This is a genomic window from Candidatus Omnitrophota bacterium (genome assembly GCA_016209275.1).
In the GTDB taxonomy this organism is placed as follows: Bacteria; Omnitrophota; Gorgyraeia; order Aquiviventales; family Aquiviventaceae; genus JACQWM01.
Genome location: JACQWM010000035.1, coordinates 1 through 7,803 on the forward strand (window position 1 = coordinate 1; position 7,803 = coordinate 7,803).

8 protein-coding genes are annotated in these 7,803 nt (G+C 59.5%); all 8 read right to left on the reverse strand.

Translation table 11 applies throughout. The features are described from left to right. Nucleotides 1-318: Rieske 2Fe-2S domain-containing protein (locus HY737_05095; GenBank protein MBI4597764.1), on the reverse strand; the 318-nt coding region annotated here is incomplete at its 3' end. Nucleotides 319-321: 3 nt separating this feature from the next. After that, entirely contained in the window at nucleotides 322-2,430 is a 2,109-nt protein-coding gene (locus tag HY737_05100) for a hypothetical protein (protein MBI4597765.1), read from the reverse strand. Nucleotides 2,431-2,447: 17 nt separating this feature from the next. Then, nucleotides 2,448-3,221, reverse strand: coding sequence for a hypothetical protein (locus tag HY737_05105; protein MBI4597766.1), 774 nt, complete (start codon nucleotides 3,219-3,221; stop codon nucleotides 2,448-2,450). Continuing rightward, complete coding sequence (locus HY737_05110; GenBank protein MBI4597767.1) at nucleotides 3,218-3,883, reverse strand: hypothetical protein; 666 nt, start codon at nucleotides 3,881-3,883, stop codon at nucleotides 3,218-3,220. The genes HY737_05105 and HY737_05110 overlap by 4 nt, the downstream gene beginning before the upstream one ends. 3 nt (nucleotides 3,884-3,886) lie before the next feature. Next, nucleotides 3,887-5,122: a hypothetical protein gene (locus HY737_05115; protein MBI4597768.1), complete on the reverse strand. Its 1,236-nt coding sequence runs from the start codon at nucleotides 5,120-5,122 to the stop codon at nucleotides 3,887-3,889. Nucleotides 5,123-5,151: 29 nt separating this feature from the next. Further along, a complete protein-coding gene (locus tag HY737_05120; GenBank protein ID MBI4597769.1) occupies nucleotides 5,152-5,517 on the reverse strand; it encodes a hypothetical protein in 366 nt (121 codons plus the stop codon). Next, nucleotides 5,484-6,575 carry a glutamyl-tRNA reductase gene (locus tag HY737_05125; GenBank protein ID MBI4597770.1) on the reverse strand — a complete coding sequence of 364 codons (1,092 nt, stop codon included), beginning with the start codon at nucleotides 6,573-6,575 and terminating at the stop codon, nucleotides 5,484-5,486. The genes HY737_05120 and HY737_05125 overlap by 34 nt, the downstream gene beginning before the upstream one ends. 130 nt (nucleotides 6,576-6,705) lie before the next feature. After that, on the reverse strand, nucleotides 6,706-7,803 hold a 1,098-nt coding region (locus tag HY737_05130; GenBank protein ID MBI4597771.1), incomplete at its 5' end, for a nitrite/sulfite reductase.

Sequence of the window (7,803 nt, forward strand, 5' to 3'; positions counted from 1 at the left end):
CCAGATGACGCTGGCCTCGTCATCATACTGGACGGTGCAGTTGAGGTGCGTGCACACGGCGGAGAAGGCTTTCAATTGACCCTGCGGCGTGTTGACGAGAATCCCCGGCCGGTTGCCGAATCGAAAAATTTTTGCGGCATTCGCCGCCAGCTCCCCCACTTTGGCGGCCACCACATTCGACACTGAAACCTCGGTGCCCTTCGGGGGGTAGAGGTAACGCGCGATAGGATAGAGCGTGGCGCCAAAGAGCGCAAACGCCCCGCCCTTCAGCAGATAGCTCAAAAATGCCCGCCGGGTCACCGCCTGCCGTGGGCACATGCCTTAAAATTTCTGCGAGACGTCGAACCAAATCACGTGGGCGTTATAGTCACCCGGCTCCACGTTGTCGTTAGGGTTATAGTGATAAAAGGCGTATTCCGTGCCCACCGTCGTTCCATCCCTGACCTGCCATTTCATCCCCGTGGTCAGGTCCAACCGGTCGAACTCCGCGCCAAACGGCTGGCCGACCTCGGAGAAATCATTGAAGTTATCGGCCCAGGAATACAGCAGCGTGGTGTTGAAGCTGACCGGGGCCGGCGGCGTGTAATCCAATCCGAGCAGCCACGTGTTGACGTCGGCTTTGAACGTCGGGATGTTGGAGCTGTTGTTGACGAACGGGATGGTCTGAAAATACCGCGCCGGCGTTGTCACCCAGGCGTTTTGCCGTGAAAACGACGCCGTGGCCGACACATCGCGATGCGGCTGCAGCGACACGTCATACGTGTAGATATGCGAGCGCGACGCGGTCTTCACAATCGGCTCGGTCTCCACCCGCGTCGCGTATTTGTCAGTGCGCAGCTGGTACCGGAGAGAGGAGCGGAGCCACTTCGAGGGCCGCAGCGTCGTGCGCAGCATGAACTCCTCGGTCTGGATGCCTTGCCCGTCGAAAAACGCCGAGCGCGCCGTCGTGGTCCCCGGGTCGCTTTCCCGTTGATCGTCGTAATCGGTGTTGCTGCGGACATGGCGCAGGTGGGAGGTGATGTTCAAAAACGGCCACGGCGCCACCTGCCCGCCGAGGCTCCACACCCCGCGGCGGATACTCGCGACGGTTTCGCGGTTGAACGTTTCGGTCACGTTGGTGGTGCCATCGCCGGTATCAGGGCCGTCGACGGCCCGACGGTCTTCGCGCATCAGGGCCCGCGTTTGCTCCAGCTCAAGCTCGGTGTACAGCGCGGTCCGCGGCAAGCCGGTATACCGCAGCGAGATATTCTCGCCCCATCGCGCCGCCTTCAGGTCGCTGAGGCTGTACATCGTCGCATCGGCGATGCTGTTGGGGGCCGTGGCGGAGCCGCTGGTGTTGGTATACCGGAAATCATGGTTGTAGGTCGAATTGCTTCGGCGCGAGATGACCTCTGACTTCAGCCGCGTGCCGAACGTGAAGGACTGCCATGGGCTGGTGGTGAGATTGCCGACCCAGGTATGGCTATTGTAGCTGCTATCCGCGCGGTTGTTCGGCTTCTGCTCCGGGTAGGTGTAGTTCGTTGAGACCCCGTTGATGTCATACTCGAGCAGCGACTCGAACTCCCGGTTCCTCAGGTGGGCGAAGTGGTAGCTGGCCGAGGTGAACACGCGGTCATCGAGAAAGTGCCGTTCGGCTCCCAAGGTTGTCGTCATTAGGTTGCTCTCGGGGGCTTGGTCCTGGCGTCGGATCTTGCTATCGGAGGTCGTGCCGGTTCGGCCCAATTGCTCCTCCACCCGATAGTTTTCCGATCGGACAAACTCCCACTGCTGCTCGCCGTGCAGCGTAAATCCGGCCAGCTCATCATTGGCATGCAGCGCAAACATATCCACCATCTCGTCAATGTCCTGCCAGGATGGCGCGATCTTCCTTGTAATCGTCCCTTCCTTGACCTGGGGCCAGGACAGCCGCGACTTGGCGCCATCCTTGAACTCCCGCTCATAGCCGAAACCCAGCTCCGGCCACCCCTCCAAGGTCAGGCCAGTCTCCAATCCGAACTTGCCGATGTCCAGGGTGAGGTCTTTGGCGGCTTCGGTGCCGGAAAACACCGGCAGCAGCCGGTTGCTGCCGCCGGTGGTGTCGAAGTATTTTCGAAATTCGGTGTAGTCGAAGTTCACAAACCCAAGGTTCTCTTTCTCGATGTCGATGGCCGCGCCCAGATCGTTCTCATCGATGATGGCATGCGCCTCGGAATGCACCGTGGTTCCATTGGGCAGGACGAATTTCGCCGTGAGGTCTTTCAGGCCGCTGGCGAACCCGGCTTTCATCCAGTGGTGGGCGCGGAATTTGCCCACACTGCCGCTGACCGCGGCGTACCGGATAGGCAACACGGAGGCTGAAATCTCCGGCTCATCCGCCATGGCCTCCGGCAGGCGCAAGCCGAGGACGCCGATAACTGCCGCGATCAACACCCACGATCGTTCGATGCGCATCGAGCACCCCCTAGCTGTTAGTAGCGCAGGTGGTCATCAAAGTTCGACCCATGGACCGCGGTATGGCATCCGCCGCTAAAACAGGTGCCCTGATACAAGGATGTGCTATGACTGCGCTTTCCGATCGTCGGAAACGCCACTTGGGTGTGGCAGCGCAAGCACAAATTGTTATCGCGCGCCACGAGCATTTTCTCGTGGATCGACCCGTGGACTTTATGGCACACCGTGCAGCCTTCGCGCAAGGCTTCATGCTCCCAGACAAACGGCCCGCGCTGCTCCTTGTGGCATTTGAAACACGCTTCGTTGATGTCCTTCAGCGATGTGGAAGACCACGGCCGCACCTCGGGCGCGTGCGCGTTGTGGCAATCGGCGCAGCCCATCTTGCCTTCGATGATCGGATGGTGATACGGAAGACGCAGCTCCGCTTTCTTATCCAGATGGCACTCCAAACACGTGCTGGGGTCGTTCTTCGGATTGATGATGCCGCCGACCCCTTTGCCTCCGCCGGCTTCCGCATGGAGGCTGCCTGGGCCGTGGCAGGTCTCGCAGCCCTGCGCGGTACCAGTCTCGCCGGGGATCGCGATTCTGGCGTGGGTGGACTGCTTGAACTCTTCGTGCTGCTTCACATGGCAGCCCGCGCAGGTTTCTGTCCCGACATATTCAGCGAGGGGTTTCTTGGAGGCCCCCGGAGTTTGCTCCGCCGACGATGCCTCTTTCGCCAACGCGAATCCACTCGATCCGAGGATGATCACGAGTCCGAGTCCGATCCCACCGCCTCGCGCGATACTCATTGGCCTCTCTCCTGTATGGGATCCACCTGGAAGTCAACGCCGTCGAAATTATACCGGTCGCTAAACCGCAACCCTTCATAGCGCTTGCCGTTGATGGTCACGGCGTACTTTCCAGTGCTATCGGATGACGAATTCAGGCGGTCTGGAGTCTGAGGGGACGCGGCATTGACCGTGGCGGTGGGGGATTCCAACGCGTCAGGCTGACTGGCTGCAGGGGGCGTGGTCGTGCCAAGGACTTTCGAAGAGGGGCCCCAGCCTTGGAGCAGCTGCCGCACACGAATACCTGCACCCTCAAGGCTGGTCGAGTGATAGCGGAACACCTCGCCGATGATGGTAATTTTGTCGCCACCGCGCAACGCCCGCATCGTTTCACGCAGCGCAGCGGGTGCAAACAGCAAATTGTAGTACTCTCCCGTCCACGTCAGCGCCTTGTCCGGCTTGCCGGTCACGAAAAACCCAATCCACTCATCCGCGTTCGGCAGCGCGCTGACCCAAATCGGGCTTTCTTTGTCGTAGTAGCACTCCAACGACACGGTCTGTCCGTCGTAGCGATCTGGAAACGCTTTGAGGTCTTGAATGGTGACGCGCGTGGTCGGAAGCATCGGCGCTGCCCCCACCAACACCAGGCTGACACCTCCGACCACGAGCGCGCGTGTCACCATCAGTTAAAAGTTAAACATCGCCTCGATGTTGGCGCCAATACTATCGTTGGAGCTTTCGAGGTCATTGACGAAGCCCTCGGCAGCGAAGCGCAGGTAATCGTTGATCTGCTTCGCGAATCCCAGCGTATAGCGGCGGCGCCAGTTGTCTCCGCCAACCACTTCCAAATTCCTGAAGTCCAGGCGTCCAAAAAGCGATGCGTCGTTGAAGTACTGCTCAAGCCCGACAAAGTAGGACTGCCCATCGGCGTCCGGCTTGCCTCCGGGGTACGAGCGCGGCCCTGCGTCATGGGCAAAGATGGCGCCGCCTTGGATTTCGCTTTGATGGTCCTCCCAGAACGGCGTGCCGAAGATCCAGCTGCCCGTCAGGCCGTAGCGATAGAAGTTGAACTTTGTAAAGGCATCGTCATCCGCGAGCGCGGTGCCGCTGACGACGGTGCCTGCAGCCTGGTGCCACGTCCCGCGATAGAACACCCCCGTGATCCCAGAGCCCCGCTTGCCGATCATCTGCTCATACGCGAGGAGGAAATCTTTGTTTTTATCGTTGTCTCGCGTTCCAGTTGTCCCGCTGCCGCTGGTATCGAGCCCGTTGAGAACTTGTCCGATGAGTCGGATGTCTGGATTCAACCCGACAGAGAGTTCGAGCCCGCGGTGATCCTTGGCAAGCGTAAACGGCACAGCCGTACTGGTAAGCGTGCTGCCGATGGGCTGGGCGGTGTTAATGCCGCTTGGCCGATCAAAACCAGCCCACCCGACGCGGGAGAGGGAGTGGAATTGCCCAAGTCGGATCTGCGCGTATCGCTCGGGACCGCCGAAGAGCCAGGAAAACTGGCCCAAGGCTTCAAGCTCATTGCTTTCATTCACTTCCAGCTCAAAGAAACTTGAAAGATTTGACGTGACGGGGCCAGCATAAAACAGCGTCGCATCATTCCATCGGAACCCGCTGGTGTCTCGGCCACGCTCAAAGTTCTCAACGTCGTAGCGCATCCGGCCGCGCATGGCAATATACTGGCCGATTTCCTTGTACTCCGGCTGCTTGCCGACTTCTTCCGGCACGCGGTAGCCGAGTTTTCGAAAGCGATGACCAAAATCACTCAAACGGGGAACGTTCGGTTGGTGGCACACATTGCATGAGACGCCATACTTGCGAGCCCATGCGGGGATCGCCCACGCCGAGGGGGCTTGAATGATCTCCAGACACAGGCATCCCACAATCCCCAACAGAACGCCCCGAAATCTCATAGTTTCCCTCCCCCTTGATTGAAACCCAGTTATTTTTCCGTCTCTGCTGGCTTTGAGGCGGGATCCGACAGAACGGTGCCGGCGTTCCACTCATTCACATTGGACGCGCCGTCTTGATCCGTATCGTCGTTCTCAATCTTGCGGTAGTCCTCAACGGTCAGCGCTTTCGCCTTGCCCACGCCGCCCTTGCTGGTCTGCAAGGCTTTCCCGTACGTGTTGAGATTGGTGGCTTTGCCGATGGCGCCGTCGTGGCAGATCTTGCAGTTATACGCCTTGGATTCTTTATCAGGGTAGGCTTCTTTGAAACTTTTTTGATTTTGGAGCGTGGCGGAGGCGACGCCAGTGACGCTGAGGGCAAGAATCAAACCGACACTAACGATTCGCGGGATAGGCATGTGTCCCCTTGCTGGTTGATGGACGTTCCTCGACGACAATACGCCACTTGCTGTGCAATGAGCGCTTCGCACTGCGCGACCTCTTCCTGCCGGCGCGTGAGACTCTCAGCAGCAATCGCTTGAAGATCATCAATGTTGTAGAGATGAATCCCTGGGTGCGATTTCAAGGAAGGATCCACATTCCGCGGCACCGCCAAATCGATCACACAGAGTGGACGCGCTCTACGCAACGCGGCCACGGCTTTGATGTCCTCGTGATCAATCACGTAGTGCGGGGCTTGGGTGCACACGATGGCAATATCGACGCGCTGCAAATGCGATAAGGCGCGCTCCCACGAGAGCCAACCGCCTTCGCAGAGTCGATCGCCTTGGCACCGCGAGGCCAGCTCTTGGGCTTTGGCCTGCGTGCGATTCACGATCCATAACCGGCTGATCCCGCTGGCCACTAAATGTTTGGTGGTCGCTTCGGCGGCCTTACCCGCTCCCCACAACAGGACTTCGCACGAGGCCAGCCGCTCACCAAAGAGTTGCCGGGCTAGTGTCGCAACCACCGATCCGATCGAGGCTTGGCCTTCGGCGACTTTGGTCTGCGAACGGATGATCTTGGTGGCGTGCAACGCTTTTTGGAAGAGCCGATTGAGCGCCGGGCCGGTCGTCCCCTGCTGCAAGGCGGCCGCATAGGCCTGCTTAACTTGCGCGGTAATTTCGGATTCGCCGAAAATCATCGAATCCAAGCCGGCCGCCACGCGAAACACATGCTGGATCACTTCATCGCCCTGCCGGATATAGAGGTGGGGGTGAATCGCCTCGGGTGCCAGATGGCTGCGATGGCTCAGGAAGTCCTGGAGGGCGCTGAGGGTTTCGGCTGGGCGCGAAGAAACCACGTAGTACTCAACGCGATTGCAGGTTGAAAGGACGACGACTTCGTTAAACGCGAAGTCTCTGTGCAGCGTGGTGAGGACAGCCTCAAGCTCCCGCGATGGGATCGCGAGTTGCTCGCGCACCGCCACATCGGCGGTGCGGTGATTCAACCCAACAAGGAGCAGTTGACTCCGCATGATCCTTCGTAGAATTCTATAAAACTCTCACCTGCCTGTCTAGCGTAATTATGACTAGGGTACTGAGTGGCTCAGGGCCACTCCATGATCTAGATCATATTAAGGCGATATCGGATATCGTAGTTCGAAGTTAGGCGGCGCACTCGCCAGGGCCCATGCCGCCGAGCGTAAACTCGGTCTCAGCGCCCCAGTCGCGATAGGCTTCGGGGGAGTCCTGGAATGCCGGCAATGCCGTAAACGGCTCGAGTGCTGGCTTCCAGTACGCCGCCCCAACGCGCGCGGAAAATTCGCGGAAGGATTCCTTCGCGGACTGCCGATCCTTGCGGTAGCGGGTGAGCATCTCAACGATCGCCTCAGGAATCCGCCGGGAGGGCAGCTTGAGGATGGGCTCGCCGAATTTCGCCACTCCTTCTGCGGCCATGCCGCCGAGCATCAGTTGAAAGTGGGGGGCCAGATGGTCGTTGACCTTCCGCGCTCCGCCGAAAAAGCCGATGTCGGCGATATGGTGCTGGCCGCACGAGTTGGGGCAGCCGCTGATCTTGATGTGGATGGTGTCAATGTCCTCGCCCTGAAGATTCTTCTCTTTCAATTTGGCCTCCACCGCCCTGGCCAAGCCGCGCGAGGCGGAAATCCCAAGTTGGCAGGTTTCAGCGCCCGGACATGAGGTGACATCCCACAAACGATTCGCCTCCGTCTCGGCCAACCCCAGTGTTTTCAGCTCGCTAAACAACGCGTGGACATGCTCCTGCTTGATCCACCGCAGGCTCAGATTCTGCTCAATCGTCGTGCGCAATTGCCCGCCGCAATAGATGCGCAGGATGTTGGCCAGTCCTCGCATCTGTGCGGTGGAAATATCCCCGAGGCGCAGGCGGATCGTCACGACCACATACCCCTGCTGCTTTTGCGGCAGCACATTGGTGAACTGCCACCGAGAAAATGTCCCGTTGACCGTCGGTGATGGAATCGACGCCATCACGTTCGGCGGTTGTTCAGCGACATCCACCGTGTCCATACCGGGATACGGAGCGTTGGGCAGCTTCTCACGCTCGGCGAAGACTTCGTTGCGGAATGCCTCAGGCCCTAATCGCTTGACGACGAATTTGATCCGGGCTTGCGCCTTGTTCTTGCGGTCGCCAAGCCGATCATGCACGCGCACGACGGCCTCGCAGGTGCGCAGCAGCTCGCTCGTCGGGGTGAATGGCTCCAGCAAGATCGCCTGCATCGGAGC